The organism is Rhizobium sp. BK376 (assembly GCF_004341625.1).
GTDB lineage: Bacteria > Pseudomonadota > Alphaproteobacteria > Rhizobiales > Rhizobiaceae > Rhizobium.
The window spans coordinates 14,364-29,943 of the sequence record NZ_SLZG01000023.1 but is presented as its reverse complement, the minus strand read 5'-3'; the positions used below and the strand labels follow the sequence as shown (position 1 = coordinate 29,943).

Genomic DNA, 15,580 nt, shown 5'->3' with positions numbered 1-15,580 from the left:
TGCGTCCGATCTTTCCTGTGCGCTGAATGAAAATCTCCTCCGTCAGCCCACTCCCTTCCGAAACTGTCGGCGTTCAGCCGTCCTGTCCGAATTCCGCTTCGATGCTCCGCCATTTGGTCAAGTTGACGGCCACATCCAAAATCTCACGCGCTTGTGTTATTCCCGCGAACGGCTGCAATTGCGTCTTGCCAAGTCCATAGCTGCGCAGATCCTCCAGGCCGGCCCGCATCGCGGCAACGGAACGAAGAAGAATGCTCAACGGGAACGATACCTGGCTGAACCCCATCTGTCCGAGGACAGAGGGAGCAAGCCAAGGTGCGTTACCGCCTTCAAACATTGCCGCAGACAAGAACGCACCCTTGAACGTCTTGCCGACACGCTCGTAGTCGGCATCGGTCCTTAGTCCGGCAATGAAAATGCCGTCGACGCCGAGCGCCAGAAAACGTTCCGCCCGGCGCATTGCCGCATCAAGCCCATAGACGCCGTAGGCATCCGTACGTCCGATGATGAAGGTTTCGGGATTGGTACGTGCGGCGAGCGCCGCGCGGAGCTTTGCCTCGATGACGGCTTCATCGGCTACCGCCGCCGCCTTGTCGGCCCGTTGCTGTTTCCTGTCGCGTTCTTGATCTTCGATGAGCATCCCACTGACGCCGATTGCCTCATAGGCGAGCACCGTGCGCACCGTGCTTTTAACGTCTCCATAGCCGTCGTCAGCATCGGTCAGAAACGGCAGAGTGGATACGTCGGCGATATCCTTTATCCCCTGCGCCATATCGGTGAGGCCAATCAGGCCGATATCCGGATAGGCATGACGCGCGGCCAGCAAAGCAGAGCCGCCGATGGTGAAAGCCTTGAACCCGGCCTCTTCGATCAACCGCGCGGAAAGGGCGTCGTGAGCAAGAGGGGTAATGAGGGGCCGCTCTGAAGCGAGCGCGTGTCGGAACGATTGTCTATTCACGTCGATACCTTGGATGTCAGAGGAGCATGTAGCCAGGGATATTTGGCAAGTCCCTCGGCATGAAACGCAGCAATTTCGTCCGCATAACGAAGAGTAAGGCCGATCTCGTCATCGCCGCGGATGAGCGCGTCACGACGAGATGCGGCTATGCCAAATGGGGTCTGATGGCCTTTTGCATGGATCAAGGTGCCCCCAATAAGATCGACTGAGAAGACCGGATCGCCGCCGCCTTCGGCGGAGAGAGCGAAGCAAGTTTCAAGCTCAGATTTGTCGATGATCCCGGCGACAAGGCCGTTTCGAAATGCGTTCTCGTAAAAAATATCGGCAAAGCTGGGTGCGAAAACGCATTTGATACCAAACTGCACCAACGCCCAGACCGCGGCCTCCCGGGAACTGCCACAGCCGAAATTCTCGCCGCCAAGAAGGATCGACGCGGATCGAAAAGGTTGCTGGTTCAGAACGAATTCCGGACGTTCGTTGCCGGCATCATCATATCGCTGCACGGCAAAGAGACCTTTTCCGAGGTCCGCATGAGCAGTGCGCATCCATGGTATTGGAATGATCGCGTCGGTGTTGATATTCGCGGCTGGCATCGCAGCTGCTATGCCGGAGAAATTGACGAAACCGTTACTCATGACGCCATCACCTTGCGCACATCCGAAATCTTGCCGGCAATCGCAGCCGCGGCGACCATCGCGGGACTGGCGAGATGGGTACGGCTGCGCGGTCCCTGCCTGTTTTCGAAGTTGCGATTTGAGGTCGCAATGCAACGGCTTCCAGGAGGCACAACATCTTCGTTCATGCTCACGCACATCGAACAGCCGGCATCCCGCCACTCGAAACCGGCTTCTTGAAAGACCTTGTGAAGGCCCTTGGCTTCGGCGGCACGCTTGACGGTCATCGAGCCGGGAACGACCATGGCGCGGACACCATGGGCCACCTTGCGGCCGCGCGCGACCGCCGCGGCATCTTCAAGATCAGACAGGCGGGCATTTGTGCATGATCCGATGAAGGCGATGTCGATTGGCAACCCTTCCAACGGCATGCCGGGAGAAAGATCCATGTATCGCATGGAATCGGTGGCCATTTCACGTCGCGCCGCGTCCCTGAAACTTGCGGGATCCGGAACACGTTCACCGATTCCGACAACATCCTGCTGTGTTGTTCCCCAGGTTACCTGAGGTGCAATGCGGGTGGAATCTATCACCAAATCCTTGTCGAAATTGGTTCCTGAGTCGGTGGCAAGCCGACGCCAGTGTGCGATCGCTCGTTCGAGCACATCGCCCCTGGGGGCGTACTCGCGACCCGTGACGTAAGCGATTGTCGCCTCGTCCGGAGCGATCAGACCGAGACGTGCTCCAATCTCGATCGACATGTTGCAGATCGTCAGCCGCGCCTCGATCGGCAAAGCCCTAATTGTGTCGCCGGCATATTCGACGGCATGCCCCTGCCCTGCAGCAATGCCAAACTTACCGATCGCGTGCAGGATCATGTCCTTGGCGGTCACGCCGGCAGGCAAGCGACCGGAAAAGGCGATCCGCATGGTTTTCGGTTTTATCAGTGCCAGCGTCTGTGTCGCAAGAACGTGTTCGACCTCGCTGGTCCCAATGCCGATGCCGAGAGCACCCAATCCACCGGCCGTCGATGTATGGCTGTCGCCACAGACGAGGATCGCGCCGGGCAAAGCCAAGCCGAGTTCGGGGCCGATAACATGGACGATGCCCTGGCGCGGGTCTTCGACGCCGAAATGCCGAATGCGGTTTGCAAAGGCATTTTCCCTCATTAGGGTCAGCAGTTCGCGACCCTGCGGATTGGTCGTTTCGGTGCGCCCCGGCTCCGTCGATATGATATGATCCTGCGTGGCGACGCTTAGTTCGGGATGCCGGACCGGACGCTTCTTGCGCACGAGACCTTCGAAGGCGCGAGCGCTGGTCGTTTCCTGCAGGACGTGACGATCAATGAAAAGCAGGTCCCGACCATCGTCAAAATGTTTGATGAGATGGAACTGCCAGATTTTTTCGAAAAGACTTTGAGCGGACTTATTCATTCATTTGCCAAGGGACAGCGACATCGCCACGCCTATCTCAACGCGCGATCTACTGTGCCGTCCCCGCCTCCTCCCAAGGTTCGGATCAACATTCCGGCCTCGCACCGGCTTGGCATATCCTGATTTTCTTGCATATGAGGATTGCTGCCGGTTACATAAACATGAGAAATCATGGGCTCGGTAGCCAGAATTTAATCATAGTGACCCTAGAAAAAGTCATGGCACAATGACCTTACGCCTTCCACCTTTGAACGCCTTGCGTGCATTTGAGGCTGCAGCCCGCAACGGGAGCCTCACACAAGCCGCGCGGGAGCTATCCGTAACGCAAGGAGCGGTCAGCCGACATGTTTCCCAGCTCGAAGAATGGCTGGGGGTGCCGCTCTTCGTAAGAACGCGGCGTGGAAGCGAATTGACGCCAGAGGGCGACAGCTATTTTCGCGGCATCAGCCCGGTTTTTAAGGAGATTGATCTTCAGACCAAACAGCTGACGAAGAAGCCGGACGCGAACATGCTGAAGTTGAAGCTTCCGCCAACGTTCGCGATTCGCTGGCTCGTGCCGCGGCTTGCGCGGTTTCACGCCCTTAACAGACATATTGACGTGCAGATCACCACATCTCATCAGCCGCCAGACTTTAGCGTCGAGGATATCGATGTCGCCATCGAGTCGGGCTACATTCCAAGCCCGAACGTCAAGCACCACCGATTGTTTGGCGAAGTGCTGCTACCGGTCTGCAGTCCTGGACTGTTTAAAATGTTTCCAAGGCCGCAGCAGCCGTCAGACCTGTCGCAGCATGTTTTACTCTGTTCAATGCACCGACCGAACGACTGGCCCGATTGGCTCAGGGCGGCCAACCTCCCACACATAGATGGAAACAGCGGCCTGAAATTTGAAAATAGCGCCCTGGCATACCAAGCCGCAATCGACGAGCTCGGGATCGTCATGGCGCAATATGCCTTTGTGAAGGACGATCTGCGAACGGGGCGGCTGGTCGAGCCTTTCCAACTTAGGGTGCCAACCGGGCAAGCGTATTGCATCACCTATACGAATCCGCGACCGCCAGCGAAAATCACGACTTTCGAGAACTGGATCACCGCCTTGGCGCGAGAAGAGGACTGGGATGCGCCATCAAATCCGCAGTGAACGATCGCAGGCTCTCTATTTTGGCACGGGGATGTGATGTCGGGGGTACGGCTGGTCAGCCGACTTCAGGCATCAGCAGGAGATGACAGGGAAACCTTGCCCTGGGGAACGACGCCCGAAGACGCAGCGGCGATCACCGGTTGCGTGGAGGTATGGCTGCCGGCGCACACGATTGTCATGCCCAAAAGGCTCAAACCCTTCTCGGGCCCGACGATATGCACGATACCCTGGCGCGGATCGTGGAGACCGAAAACGGTGATGTTGGATTCCTTGGCGTCCCGCGTCAGCGCCTCGATCATCGTTCGGCGTTCGGGGTCGTTGATCGCGGACATTTCATGCGTGTGAGTGGGCACGTAGTGGTCGGCCGTGCCGAAAATACGCTCGGGCGAGCGTGGCTTCAATCCGCGGTCGCGCAGGACCTGGAAGGCCGGTGCGGTAACATCATGAATAAAATGGCGATCGATAAAAACAAGGGCCTGGCCATCATCGCGCGACATAATCCGGTGACTATCCCAGATCTTGTCGTACATCGTCTTCAGCATACCCAAGGCACTGGCCAGCATATTATACTCACTCCCATCACTTTTCGATCAGCCTCCAGGCGCACAGCAACTCATACGAGTAACGCTTCACCGATCTCATCCTCGGAAATGATGATGCATCAGCTTGGCTTGCTTGTGGCGTAGTTTTCGGGAAAGCCACCATCGCGAATGACTATGGCAGAAGCTGATTACGGACAAGCAGGCTGGTTGACATCAAGGGAAGGCGATACGCATCCCGTGTGTTGTCGTCCTTTCTCCGTCGGAGATCCCTTCAGGGACGATTTGACCTGACAGCGTGCCCCGGACGAGGCTACATTTAGACTGGGCCTGCCATGAGATTGGGAGCTTTCCCTTTGCGATGCTTCGACCACACCGGCCCAGTTGCGACGCTGTCCTTGCTTCACCTTCCGACTACAGGCGAATTGCCTTGGCCATTGCGTGGATCATCACGGTGGCAGAGGCTGCACCTGGATCGATATGACCGAGCGACCTCTCGCGAAGTCTAGCTGCGCGCCCCTTGGTCGCGATCATTGAACGCGTGGCGGCGGCACCATTGTCGGCGGAAGCAATGACGGCGCTCCAGAAGGCATCTCCCGTCTTGTCCTCCTCGATCGCATTGGCCGCCGCGTCGGCCGCCGGAAGCCAGACATCCAGCATGGTCTTGTCACCACGCTGCCCTTTTCCACGCTCGGCTATTCCGGAGGATATGCCGCGGATCATGTCGGCACATGCTCTCACGTCCAACTGCGAATGACCGGCCAGCGTCTTCGCCGCGCGACGGAAACCTGTGGAATACAAAGGCCCGGACGATGCGCCAACGGCGTCCAGAAAAGCGTCGGCGGCAGTCGACATGACCTCCGACAAGCTGCTATTACCGAGATCGAGCTTCGACAGAGTTTTGTGAACCGCGGCAAACCCTATCGACATTGTGATGCCGTGGTCTCCGTCACCGATCGCACCGTCCAGCTCCGAAAGACGGTCCTTTTCGTTTTCGATCGCCTTCGAGATCATCTCGAACATCTTGGCCAAACTACTGGCCGGGCTCTCCGACATTCCATCCTCCCTATATCGCAGACTGATTGGCCGCCCGATCAGCACCATCGATGCGGATCAATTGACCCGCAAAGCACTCGTTTCACACGGGTGATGGAGCAGATCCTTCAATTCTTCATCAAGATGAAAAACGGAGATCGACGCTCCAACCATATCCAACGATGTGCAGTAGTGGCCGACCCATTTTGCCTCTATCTCAATCTTCTTGGCCGCGAGCCGCTGGGCGACGCGGCGGTAAAGGATATAGAGTTCCATCATCGGCGTTCCGCCAAAAGAATTGACGAGAACTGCCACTTTTTCGCCGGGCCCTGCTTTCAACTCGGAGAAAATCTTGTCCATGACGGAATCCACGATCTCGTCCGCCGTTCGCATACGTTCGCGTGAAACGCCTGGTTCACCGTGGATGCCCATGCCAATTTCGATATCATCGGGGCCGATCTCGAAATTGCGCCGACGGGTCTGCGGCATGGAGCCAGGCTCGAGCGCAACGCCGATCGTATAGGTGCGTGCATTCGCCTTTCGCGTCACTGCCTCACAAGCATCAAGGGTCAGGCCTCTGTCCGCGGCAGCTCCCGCTATCTTGAAAATGAAGAAGTTACCGGCGACGCCGCGCCTGCCGTCGCGATCCTCCGGTGACGAAGATGCCACATCATCGGTGGTGAGGACCGTCCTTACCGCAATGCCCTTTTCCGCCGCAAGCTCCGCGGCCATCTCGAAATTCATCACGTCACCGGCATAGTTGCCATAAACGAAGAGGACGCCAGCGCCACCTGAGGCGGCGACGGCACAGCGAACAATCGGGTCGGGTGGGGGCGACGAGAAGATATTGCCGACTGCCACGGCATCTGCAAGCCCCTTGCCGACATATCCGGCAAAACAGGGCTCGTGCCCCGCGCCGCCGCCGATCACGAGACCGACTTTGCCCTTTCTCGGGCCATCACGCGCCACCAGTGCTCGGTACGATCCGTCGATCGGTTGGATGTATTCGCCGTGCGCCTTCAGGAAGCCGTCCATCATTTCTTCAATGACGTCATTCGGCTTATTGAGAAATTTCTTCACCTGCGTTCGATAAAAACCCGCCGGCTCTGGCGCTCGTTTCTCCGCCACCCTTGGCTGCGGCTTGTCGTCTACCCCCACAGCGCCATCGGCGCGCAAAATTCCGCGTCCGGTTTCCGCATCGGTGATCAGCACATTGATGTAGCCGCCCCGCAAGGCGGCGAGCAAAGCCGGCACCTTGTCGAAACCACCGGCAACGCCGACGCGCGTTCCGATGCGGCTCAAATTATCAAGGGAGATGCCGACCGTCCGGTCGTCCAGCGGCCCGTGAACCGGCCGGCCTTTTTCGTCGATGAAACGACCGGCGACGACGCCGGCCACGCCATGCGCGAGATAGTGCTGCAACAAGGTCGGCTCGAGCAGGCCGCTTGTATGAATAGTGGAATTTGGGCGCAGCGACGAAATGCCGAAGATGATCCTGTTGGCCTGCTCCAGCGTTGCGAACTGTTCCTTTAGTAACGGTTCGTCCAGAAGCAGCTCGCGCAATGCCCGGGAGGCGACGATGGCGGGCGCAGTAAGGTTGACGCAGCGCGCATCAAGCGTATCGGCGATCTTGGCGGCGCAGAGTTCGGGCGTATAGGCAAAGGTGGCGTTCATACCACCGGTCGCCTGCACGACCGTCATGTCCCGCAGCGCTGCGGGTTTCATATGCTCGCCGACGGAAAGAATCGTTCGGCCCCATGCGACCGCCAGCGTATCTCCAGATTTGAGAAGGCTGGGAAGCGCCTGCGCGCCGGCAACGCCCAGCCGCTCGATCAGAGGTCGGCCGCTTTCGTCGCTCGGCACCACAAGACAATCGACAAGCCCGAAATGGCTCTTGAGCTGCTGGGCAACAGTGAGCGAGGCGAGACGTGCCGGATCCAGCGAAATCCTGACAATGCCCTTCTCGCGAGCGTCTGCGAGATAACTGTTGACGGTGGCCCGCGACACACCCATCGTATCGGCGATCTCGCCCTGGGTCATTCCATCTTCGTAATATAGCCAGCAGGCCCAGACATATGGATCATCCCCGTAGCGCAAGGGCATCGCATCCGTCCGCTCCGCGCCGCCGCTCCCGCTTGTTCCGCCTTTACGCGCCAAAGCCGTCTTGGATGTCATGAATTCGTGGGGCTCCCTCGTTCGTCCGGCCAGAGGATGGAAGCAATGTCAAAGGTTTGCAACCGCCTTCCTTAAAGAAGGCAACGCGTGACCGCATCACTGATGACGCGATCACGCGGTCTTGGGAGACAACGGACGGCATGACGCCGAATTGAGACGATTCACTGAAGCCGGCTGCGGGCTCCAAGTGACAATTCTTTTAGAATGAGGGCACAGGACGTTGCGCCTGCATCGAGAACACCAAGCGAGCGCTCGCCGAGACGGCTGGCGCGTCCGATCTTCGCGACGAGGTTCAGCGTCGAATCACGCCCGGCTTCCGCCGCCTCGACGAGAGCCTGAAGCGCCTCCCCGAAGGATTGGCCCTTGACGTGCGCCGTATCGAATGCCTCAACGGCCGGTATCAGCGCATCCAGCATGGTCTTGTCGCCGACCTTGGCCGAACCGATCGACTGAATACCCTCAAGCCCAGCATGCAGCATGTGGCTATAGGCAGCGGCATCGACCAATGTCACGCCCTGCAGTTTTTCTGCAAATTCGGTGAACATGACGCCGTAAAGCGGCCCCATGGAACCACCGATCTCCGTCATCAGCACAGTGCCGAGCGTATCCAATGCGCTGGCGAGGGAGGCATCTTTTTCCTTGAGCCGTTCGGCGGCCATGCCAAAGCCCTTTGCCATGTTGACGCCATGGTCGCCGTCGCCGATCTTGCCGTCGATCTCGCTCAGATAGGCACGGTTTTCGATGATCCGATCGGCCATGGATAGGACGATCGACCCCGCCGAAGCGTTCTGGAATGTCTGCATGATAATTTCCTCGCCTCAGAATACCATGGTGCATTGCGCATCTGCGTCGAGCAGTGCCTTCAGCTCGTCGTCGAGCGCCATGATCGTGAGCGTCGCCCCGACCATTTCGAGCGATGTGAAATAGTTGCCGACGAACGTCTTGTGAATGACCAGCCCACGCGCGGTGATTTCCCGCTCGATCGTATCATTGAGGATGTAGAGTTCGTTGAGCGGCGTGGCGCCGAGGCCCGAAACCAGAACGGCGACTTCGGTGCCGGCGGCGAGATTGTGGTCCTCCAGCACGAGCTCGCTCATGCTCTTGCCGACCCCATCGGCGCTCTTCAGCGGCTCGACCCTGACGCCCGGTTCGCCATGATGGCCGATGCCGACTTCCATCGTGCCCGGTTCGATCTGGAAATTCGGATGGCCGACGGCCGGCAGAGTGCAGGGGCCAAGGCCCACGCCGACCGAGCGGCAATTGTCGATGGCCTTTTGCGCCGTTGCACGAACCTCTTCGAGACTGGCGCCGGTTGCAGCTTTCGCGCCGCCGACCTTCCACATGAAGATCTCGCCCGCAACGCCGCGCCGCTTCTGGCGTTCTTCCATGGGGGCGGAGCAGACGTCGTCATTGGCCACGACGGTGGCAACCTGGATGCCATCCTTCTCCGCCATCTTGATCGCCATCTTCACGTTCATGTTGTCGCCGGCATAATTGCCGTAGAGGCAGACGACGCCCTTGCCGCCATCCGCTTCCCGCATGGCATCGTAAAAACTCTTGGCGGTCGGGGAAGAGAACAGTTCGCCGACCGCCACCGCGTCCAGCATGTTCCTGCCCGTGTAGCCGACGAAGGCCGGCTCGTGCCCCGATCCGCCGCCGGTGATGATGCCGACCTTGCCTTTGATCGGCGCGTCCTTCGCAACGACAACCCGCGGATTGTCGGCAAGCCGCACCAGATCGGAATGTGCCTTTACGAAGCCTTTGACGGTATCTTCAACGACTTCGTCAGGGTTATTGATGAATCTTTGCATGATGACTCCACAGCTTCAGGCTGGTTTCAGAGGATCGTATAACCGCCGTCGATCAGGAGATCGGCACCGTTGATCATGTCCGCTCCAGCGGACGCAAGAAAGACCGCAGCAGCTGCGACCTCTTCCGGATAGGCAAAGCGGCCGGTGGGAATACGCTTCTTGGCAGCCTCTCCCTTTTCGCCGCTCCAGGCCTTCTTGCCGAGTTCCGTCAGCACGATGGTCGGCGACAAAGTGTTGACGCAGATGCCATGCTTGCCCCATTCGGCGGCGAAAGTTTTCGACATGCCGATGACGCCGAACTTGGATGCGCAATAAGCAACGTGCTCTTCGATCGCGACCGTACCCGCCTGCGAAGCGAGATTGATGATCTTGCCGCCCTTGCCGGCGCCAATCATGACGCGGCCGACAGCCTGGGTCACAAGGAACGTTCCCTTGAGATTGATGTCGATCGTCTTATCCCAATAATCGAGCGGCAAATCCTCGGCCGGAGCAAGGAAGACGACACCGGCGCTGTTAACGGCGATGTCGATGCCGCCGAACGCCGCCACCGCGTCCGAGACTGCCTTATTGACAGACGCCGGATCGGACACATTGCAGACGAACGGCTTGGCTCCACTACCCAGGCGATCCGCCTGGGCGCGTGCCGCATCCTCGTTGATGTCGAGAACGGCCACCCGTGCGCCTTTGGCGGCAAGGGCGGTGGCCACAGCGGCGCCGATACCCGACGCCCCGCCGGTTACCAGAGCCACCTTCCCGGCAAGCGGGAAGTTCAGATCGATATTTGGTGTAGCATCCGTCATGTCGTCAAACCTCGTTGGTGAGCTGGCGCGGGTAAGGCGTCGTCGACGAAGATGACGATCTCCTCCCCCATTTCGACAAAAATCAAATAGCGATCGACAAATGTCAATGAGCAATATTTAATGACGCTCGATTGGACCACGCCCCTGCGCCATCGCAGTGACATTGGCAAATGCCGCAAGAGACTTGCATGTTTGTGCATATATTTTACTGTTTTGCACATATGATCGATCACGCAATGCCCGATCCATCCGTCTAAGACCACTTTTTTGGATCAAAAACCCACCAGTTGCATTTGAGTTCGATCAATCATCGCGCGAAAATGCGACTTCAACAAGAAATCCTTCATTTTTCGATTCACTGAGATTGACATCTTTCAGATCACGGCATCATATGTCACGAACAAATGCGCAATCGGGACACAAATTCCCAATGCGGCTTGCGGAATTTTGAGAATTCCGTGACATGGGAGGAGAAGAATGTCTGGATCGTCGCCCAACCGGGCTGATGCCGGTCTTTTGCTGGATGTGAGCGGGCTCACCAAGTCGTTTCGCGGCGTTGCAGCACTTGTGAACGGACGCTTCAGTCTCCGAGCAGGTTCCGTTCATGCTCTTTGCGGCGGCAATGGCGCCGGCAAATCGACGTTCCTGTCCATCATCATGGGAATCCACCAGCGTGACGGCGGCGTCGTTCGTCTTCGCGGTGAGGAGGTCAGTTTCGCCAATCCTGCGGATGCGCTTGCAGCAGGAATATCGATCATCGAGCAGGAGCTCAGCCCTGTCAGCGGGCTTACCATTGCCGAGAACATCTTCCTCGGCCGTGAGCCGATCACTCGGTTCGGCACAGTCGATTTCGCCACAATGAACAAGCGCGCGAAGGAACTGCTGGATGAACTCGGCTTCGAGCTTCCGCCGCAGACGTCGATGGGGGGCCTGTCGGTCGCCCAGATCCAGCTTGTCGAGATCGCCAAGGCACTCGGCCGCGACGCCGAAATCATCATTATGGATGAGCCGACCTCTGCCGTAGGAGCCGCTGAGGCGGATAATCTGTTCGCGGTGATCCGTCGCCTCAAGGAGCGCGGCAAGGGCATCATTTACGTGTCGCACCGCCTGACCGAAGTCTTCGGTATCGCCGACGACTACACCGTGTTCCGCGACGGTGCCTATGTCGACTCCGGTTCGATGGCAGATCTCAGCCGCAATGATCTGATCCGGATGATCGCCGGGCGTGAGCTTGCCGAGGAATATGTCAAGACCAGCACTCCCTGCGATCGTACCGTCCTGTCGGTCACAGGCCTGCAGCGCCCAGGACGCCTCAGCAATATCGACCTCGATCTGCGGCAGGGGGAAATCCTCGGCCTTTACGGGCTGATGGGCGCCGGCCGCACCGAAATCCTGGAGTGCCTGTTCGGGCTATACAGCGGCTGGACCGGCCGGATCGACATCGACGGCCAGCAGAAAAAGATCGCCACCGTTCAGGATGCGATGGCTGCCGGTTTCGGACTTGTGACTGAAGACCGCAAGCAAAGCGGACTCATCCTGCATTCGAGCGTGCGCAGCAACCTCTCGCTGGCGATTCTGCCGGAGCTCACCAGCTCGATCGGCGTCGTCGACAAGCGACGGGAGACCAGCCTCGCCAAGGAGATGATTGCCAAGTTCCGTATACGCACTGCCTCTGACCAGCTGGCCGTCACCGCTCTTTCCGGCGGCAATCAGCAGAAGGTGGTGATGGGACGCTGGCATTTGACCAAGCCCAAGATTCTCCTGCTGGACGAGCCGACGCGTGGCGTGGACGTCGGCGCAAAGCGCGAAATCTACGCATTGATGTCCGAATTCGCTCAAGGGGGCGGATCGATCATCATGGTTTCCTCCGAAGTCGAGGAAGTCCTCGGCATGTCCGACCGTATCGTGGTGATCAAGGACGGCCAGGTTTCGGGTGTCGTCGGCCGCGCCGACGCCAACCAAGAGACCCTTCTTCACCTGGCGGCTTGAGGCAGGTCACCGGCAGGGCACCCAGAGAACAAAGTGGAATAGGACGATGGATACACAGAACCAAACTGCCAGCAGCAGCCTGAAGGCATCGCCGGCTCCGCTGATCGGCCGCCTTTTAAGAGATTATGGCATCATCATTGCCTTCTTCGTGCTCTGTGGCCTCCTGACGGTCATTTCTCCCTACTTCCTGACATCGCAGAATCTTCTGAACATGCTGCGCCAGTCTTCGATCAACGGGATCCTGGCGATCGGCCTGACTTTCGTGATCTTAACGCGCGGCATAGACCTTTCCGTGGGTTCGGTCGTGGCGCTTGCCGGCATCGTCGGCGCGAGCTTCGCGACGATGTCACCAGTCGCGGGGGTGCCGGGCACGCCTTACCCGGCGCTGGTCTCGATCATCGTCGGCCTTATCATCGGCCTCATCTGCGGCACTGTGTCGGGCATGATCGTAACGCGCTTCCGCGTCCCTTCCTTCGTCGTCACGCTGGGCATGCTCTCCTCTGCGCGAGGGCTCACAATGCTCTATACCGGCGGCAAGCCGGTACCCAGCCTGACACCGGAATTCCGGTGGATGGGCACTGGCCATGTGTTCGGCGTTCCGGCTCCCATCATCGTGCTGCTCGTCGTCTTCGCCGTCTCCTGGTGGGTGCTTAACAAGACGCGCTACGGCCGGCATGTCTACGCGGTCGGCGGCAACCCGCGCGCAGCCAACACGTCTGGTATCCGGGTTTCGCGCATTCGCCTTTCGGTATTCATGATCTCCGGCGTCACGGCGGCACTGGCCGGCCTGCTTTTGGCAGCACGCACCGGATCGGGCCTGACACAGGCCGGCGTCTCCTACGAACTGGATGCCATCGCGGCAGTCGTCATCGGCGGCACAAGCCTTTCCGGCGGCACAGGCTCTGTGACCGGAACCTTGTTTGGGACGCTGATCATCGCCGTCATGAACAACGGGCTCGATCTCCTGGGGGTCGACTCAAACTACCAACAGATCATCAAGGGCCTGATCATCGTTCTGGCCGTCATGATCGACAGCTCTCGCCAAAAAGAGGCCGAGTGAACGGGCAGCAACGCCCACCCCTACCATCCACGCAGCAACCCAACGGGAGGAACCGAAATGAAACTTCTTAAACTTGGCATCGTCAGCGCGCTTGCACTGTCGGCGTTGACCAGCTTCGCGAGCGCCGCAGACCCCATCAAGGTCGGCGTATCGCTCTACGGCCTCAAGGCCGAGTTCATGCAGCTGTGGGCCGCCGCCGTCCAGGAAAGCCCAGCCGTTAAGAGCGGCAAGGTCCAGGTGACCGTGTTCGACGGCCGCTACGATCCGCTGGTCCAGCAGGATCAGTTCTCGACGATGATCAGCCAGAAGTACAACGCAATCATCTTCGCTCCGATCGACGCCGATGCCGGCGCGACTGCCGTCAAGATGGCCCATGACGCGAAAATACCGGTCGTCGGCACGAACACCAAGGCCAACACCGACCTGCTGTCGTCGTATGTCGGCTCTGACGACACGCTGTCGGGCTACATGGAAGCCAAGACCGTGCTCGACAAGATCGGCTGCAAGGGCAACGTCGTCGTCATCCAGGGTCCGATCGGCATCTCCGCACAGATCCAGCGCAGCCAGGGCAACGACAAGGCACTTGCCGAATGCCCGAACGTCAAGGTTCTCGAGACCAAGACCGCCAACTGGTCGCGTGCGGAAGCACAGGCTCTGATGGAAAACTGGCTGACCCGCTACCCGGGCCAGATCAACGGTGTCATTGGCCAGAATGATGAAATGGCGCTCGGCGCGATCGAAGCCATCAAGGGCCAGGGCCTGAATGTCAGCGATTTCGCAATCGCTGGTATCGATGGCATCACTGACGCCCTGCTGGCTGTCAAGGCCGGCGAGATGACCTCCATCCTGCAGGATGCGCGTGCGCAGGCAATGGGCTCGCTCGACGTTGCCGCAAAGCTGGCTGATCCTAGCTATCAGCCGCAGTCGGACGTCTGGAAGCAGTATCCGGACATGCCGTTTGCCGATGGCAAGTCCGCCAACTACAACGTTCCGTGGACTCCCGTCACCGCACAGAACGTCGACGCGTTGCTGAAGTTCCGCAACAAGTAGTGGCTAAATCGGTCGACCCGGACCATCCGGGTCGACCTCCGCAAAAGGTAAAGGCCATGATCGTCATCTTTGGATCTGTCGCGCTCGATCTCGTGACAAATGTTCCCCGCATTCCCTCGCCCGGTGAGTCTCTTGCCTGTCCGAGCTATGCGCTGGTGCCCGGATCGAAGGGCGGCAACCAGGCGCTGGCGGCTGCCCGCTCCGGAGCGAAGGTCGTCCACGTGGCCACGGTTGGACGGGATGAGCATGCCGAACTGGCGACCGCGCTGCTGCGGGCCGAAGGTGTCGACCTCTCGCATGTTGCGCGCTCAGACCGCACAACAGGTCTTTGTCTCGTGACAGTCGCCGCCGATGGTGAGAATACGGTGATTGCCGCAGCCGGCGCCAATCTCGATACCCGGGTGAGCCAGCTTGAAGCGCTCGAATTCGGATCGCAGGACACGCTGGTTCTGCAGATGGAAGTGACACTGCCGGAAAATTTCGCGGCCGTCGCGTTGGCGCGCCGCCGCGGTGCGAGGGTCGTGCTGAACGCCGCCCCCGCACAACGCGTTCCCGAGGAGACGCTGAGAGAGCTCGACGTCCTCGTGGTCAACGAACATGAGGCCATGATCGTCGCAGAGTCCGTCGGCCTTTCCGTAGGCCAGCCGACAGAGGCTGCCGAAGCCCTGCATCGCGCCTATGGCTGCAGCACCATCGTCACGCTCGGTCCCAAGGGAGCGCAGGCATGGCATCAGGGTGCGCATCTGGAAATTCCTGCCCCGAAAGTAACCGCGGTGGATACGACCAGCGCGGGCGACAGTTTCGTCGGAGCATTTGCAGCCGCATTGGACGCGGGAAGCGATTTTGCAACCGCCGTACGGCGGGGTATCGTCGCGGGAAGCCTGGCCTGCACATTGCCAGGGGCGCAGACCTCCATCCCCCGGCTTACCGATATCTTGTCTTTTTCGACCGATTTCTGATACCCCGGCATCCTCT

Annotated in this window: 14 protein-coding genes; 5 read left to right on the top strand and 9 right to left on the bottom strand. The window is 59.2% G+C overall.

Annotation, left to right across the window (positions count from 1 at the left end; all coding sequences use genetic code 11):
- Positions 1–73: 73 nt before the first annotated feature.
- Genes EV561_RS30300 through leuC form a run of 3 tightly spaced genes read right to left on the bottom strand, consistent with a single transcriptional unit; the run spans position 74 to position 3,005 of the window.
- Positions 74–958, bottom strand: a complete 885-nt coding sequence (locus tag EV561_RS30300; RefSeq protein ID WP_165927965.1) for an isocitrate lyase/PEP mutase family protein — start codon at positions 956–958, stop codon at positions 74–76.
- Positions 955–1,593, bottom strand: coding sequence for a 3-isopropylmalate dehydratase small subunit (leuD, locus tag EV561_RS30295; protein ID WP_132527504.1), 639 nt, complete (start codon positions 1,591–1,593; stop codon positions 955–957). The genes EV561_RS30300 and leuD overlap by 4 nt, the downstream gene beginning before the upstream one ends.
- Positions 1,590–3,005, bottom strand: coding sequence for a 3-isopropylmalate dehydratase large subunit (gene leuC, locus EV561_RS30290; RefSeq protein WP_132527502.1), 1,416 nt, complete (start codon positions 3,003–3,005; stop codon positions 1,590–1,592). Before leuC ends, leuD begins: the two co-directional genes overlap by 4 nt.
- Before the next feature lie 226 nt (positions 3,006–3,231).
- Here leuC and gcvA point away from each other — a divergent pair, with 226 nt between their 5' ends.
- Positions 3,232–4,146, top strand: a complete 915-nt coding sequence (gene gcvA, locus EV561_RS30285) for a transcriptional regulator GcvA (RefSeq protein ID WP_132527500.1) — start codon at positions 3,232–3,234, stop codon at positions 4,144–4,146.
- A 65-nt stretch (positions 4,147–4,211) separates the two neighbouring features.
- Here gcvA and EV561_RS30280 read toward each other — a convergent pair whose 3' ends face one another.
- The 6 genes from EV561_RS30280 to EV561_RS30255 form a co-directional block, all read right to left on the bottom strand.
- Entirely contained in the window at positions 4,212–4,709 is a 498-nt protein-coding gene (locus EV561_RS30280; protein WP_132527498.1) for an aconitase family protein, read from the bottom strand.
- Positions 4,710–5,099: 390 nt separating this feature from the next.
- Complete coding sequence (dhaL, locus tag EV561_RS30275) at positions 5,100–5,741, bottom strand: dihydroxyacetone kinase subunit DhaL (protein ID WP_132527496.1); 642 nt, start codon at positions 5,739–5,741, stop codon at positions 5,100–5,102.
- A gap of 57 nt (positions 5,742–5,798) precedes the next feature.
- Positions 5,799–7,895, bottom strand: coding sequence for a bifunctional sugar-binding transcriptional regulator/dihydroxyacetone kinase subunit DhaK (locus tag EV561_RS30270; protein WP_132527494.1), 2,097 nt, complete (start codon positions 7,893–7,895; stop codon positions 5,799–5,801).
- A 161-nt stretch (positions 7,896–8,056) separates the two neighbouring features.
- Positions 8,057–8,698 carry a dihydroxyacetone kinase subunit DhaL gene (gene dhaL / locus EV561_RS30265; protein WP_132527492.1) on the bottom strand — a complete coding sequence of 214 codons (642 nt, stop codon included), beginning with the start codon at positions 8,696–8,698 and terminating at the stop codon, positions 8,057–8,059.
- A gap of 15 nt (positions 8,699–8,713) precedes the next feature.
- Positions 8,714–9,706 carry a dihydroxyacetone kinase subunit DhaK gene (locus EV561_RS30260; RefSeq protein ID WP_132527490.1) on the bottom strand — a complete coding sequence of 331 codons (993 nt, stop codon included), beginning with the start codon at positions 9,704–9,706 and terminating at the stop codon, positions 8,714–8,716.
- 26 nt (positions 9,707–9,732) lie between these two features.
- A complete protein-coding gene (locus tag EV561_RS30255; protein ID WP_132527488.1) occupies positions 9,733–10,506 on the bottom strand; it encodes an SDR family oxidoreductase in 774 nt (257 codons plus the stop codon).
- Positions 10,507–10,983: 477 nt separating this feature from the next.
- On the opposite strand from EV561_RS30255, the gene EV561_RS30250 reads away from it, so the two are divergent.
- Genes EV561_RS30250 through EV561_RS30235 form a run of 4 tightly spaced genes read left to right on the top strand, consistent with a single transcriptional unit; the run spans position 10,984 to position 15,564 of the window.
- Entirely contained in the window at positions 10,984–12,495 is a 1,512-nt protein-coding gene (locus EV561_RS30250) for a sugar ABC transporter ATP-binding protein (RefSeq protein ID WP_132527487.1), read from the top strand.
- 46 nt (positions 12,496–12,541) lie between these two features.
- Positions 12,542–13,555 carry an ABC transporter permease gene (locus tag EV561_RS30245; protein ID WP_132527486.1) on the top strand — a complete coding sequence of 338 codons (1,014 nt, stop codon included), beginning with the start codon at positions 12,542–12,544 and terminating at the stop codon, positions 13,553–13,555.
- 57 nt (positions 13,556–13,612) lie between these two features.
- Positions 13,613–14,605, top strand: coding sequence for a substrate-binding domain-containing protein (locus tag EV561_RS30240; protein ID WP_132527484.1), 993 nt, complete (start codon positions 13,613–13,615; stop codon positions 14,603–14,605).
- Between the two features lie 56 nt (positions 14,606–14,661).
- Positions 14,662–15,564, top strand: coding sequence for a ribokinase (locus tag EV561_RS30235; protein ID WP_132527482.1), 903 nt, complete (start codon positions 14,662–14,664; stop codon positions 15,562–15,564).
- Positions 15,565–15,580 lie beyond the last annotated feature (16 nt).

What these genes read in the sequence shown, in the direction of transcription:
- leuD (WP_132527504.1), bottom strand. Translation starts at nt 1,593, where the DNA reads ATGAGTAACGGTTTCGTCAATTTCTCCGGCATAGCAGCTGCGATGCCA.
- leuC (WP_132527502.1), bottom strand. Translation starts at nt 3,005, where the DNA reads ATGAATAAGTCCGCTCAAAGTCTTTTCGAAAAAATCTGGCAGTTCCAT.
- gcvA (WP_132527500.1), top strand. Translation starts at nt 3,232, where the DNA reads ATGACCTTACGCCTTCCACCTTTGAACGCCTTGCGTGCATTTGAGGCT.
- EV561_RS30280 (WP_132527498.1), bottom strand. Translation starts at nt 4,709, where the DNA reads ATGCTGGCCAGTGCCTTGGGTATGCTGAAGACGATGTACGACAAGATC.
- dhaL (WP_132527496.1), bottom strand. Translation starts at nt 5,741, where the DNA reads ATGTCGGAGAGCCCGGCCAGTAGTTTGGCCAAGATGTTCGAGATGATC.
- EV561_RS30270 (WP_132527494.1), bottom strand. Translation starts at nt 7,895, where the DNA reads ATGACATCCAAGACGGCTTTGGCGCGTAAAGGCGGAACAAGCGGGAGC.
- dhaL (WP_132527492.1), bottom strand. Translation starts at nt 8,698, where the DNA reads ATGCAGACATTCCAGAACGCTTCGGCGGGGTCGATCGTCCTATCCATG.
- EV561_RS30260 (WP_132527490.1), bottom strand. Translation starts at nt 9,706, where the DNA reads ATGCAAAGATTCATCAATAACCCTGACGAAGTCGTTGAAGATACCGTC.
- EV561_RS30255 (WP_132527488.1), bottom strand. Translation starts at nt 10,506, where the DNA reads ATGACGGATGCTACACCAAATATCGATCTGAACTTCCCGCTTGCCGGG.
- EV561_RS30250 (WP_132527487.1), top strand. Translation starts at nt 10,984, where the DNA reads ATGTCTGGATCGTCGCCCAACCGGGCTGATGCCGGTCTTTTGCTGGAT.
- EV561_RS30245 (WP_132527486.1), top strand. Translation starts at nt 12,542, where the DNA reads ATGGATACACAGAACCAAACTGCCAGCAGCAGCCTGAAGGCATCGCCG.
- EV561_RS30240 (WP_132527484.1), top strand. Translation starts at nt 13,613, where the DNA reads ATGAAACTTCTTAAACTTGGCATCGTCAGCGCGCTTGCACTGTCGGCG.
- EV561_RS30235 (WP_132527482.1), top strand. Translation starts at nt 14,662, where the DNA reads ATGATCGTCATCTTTGGATCTGTCGCGCTCGATCTCGTGACAAATGTT.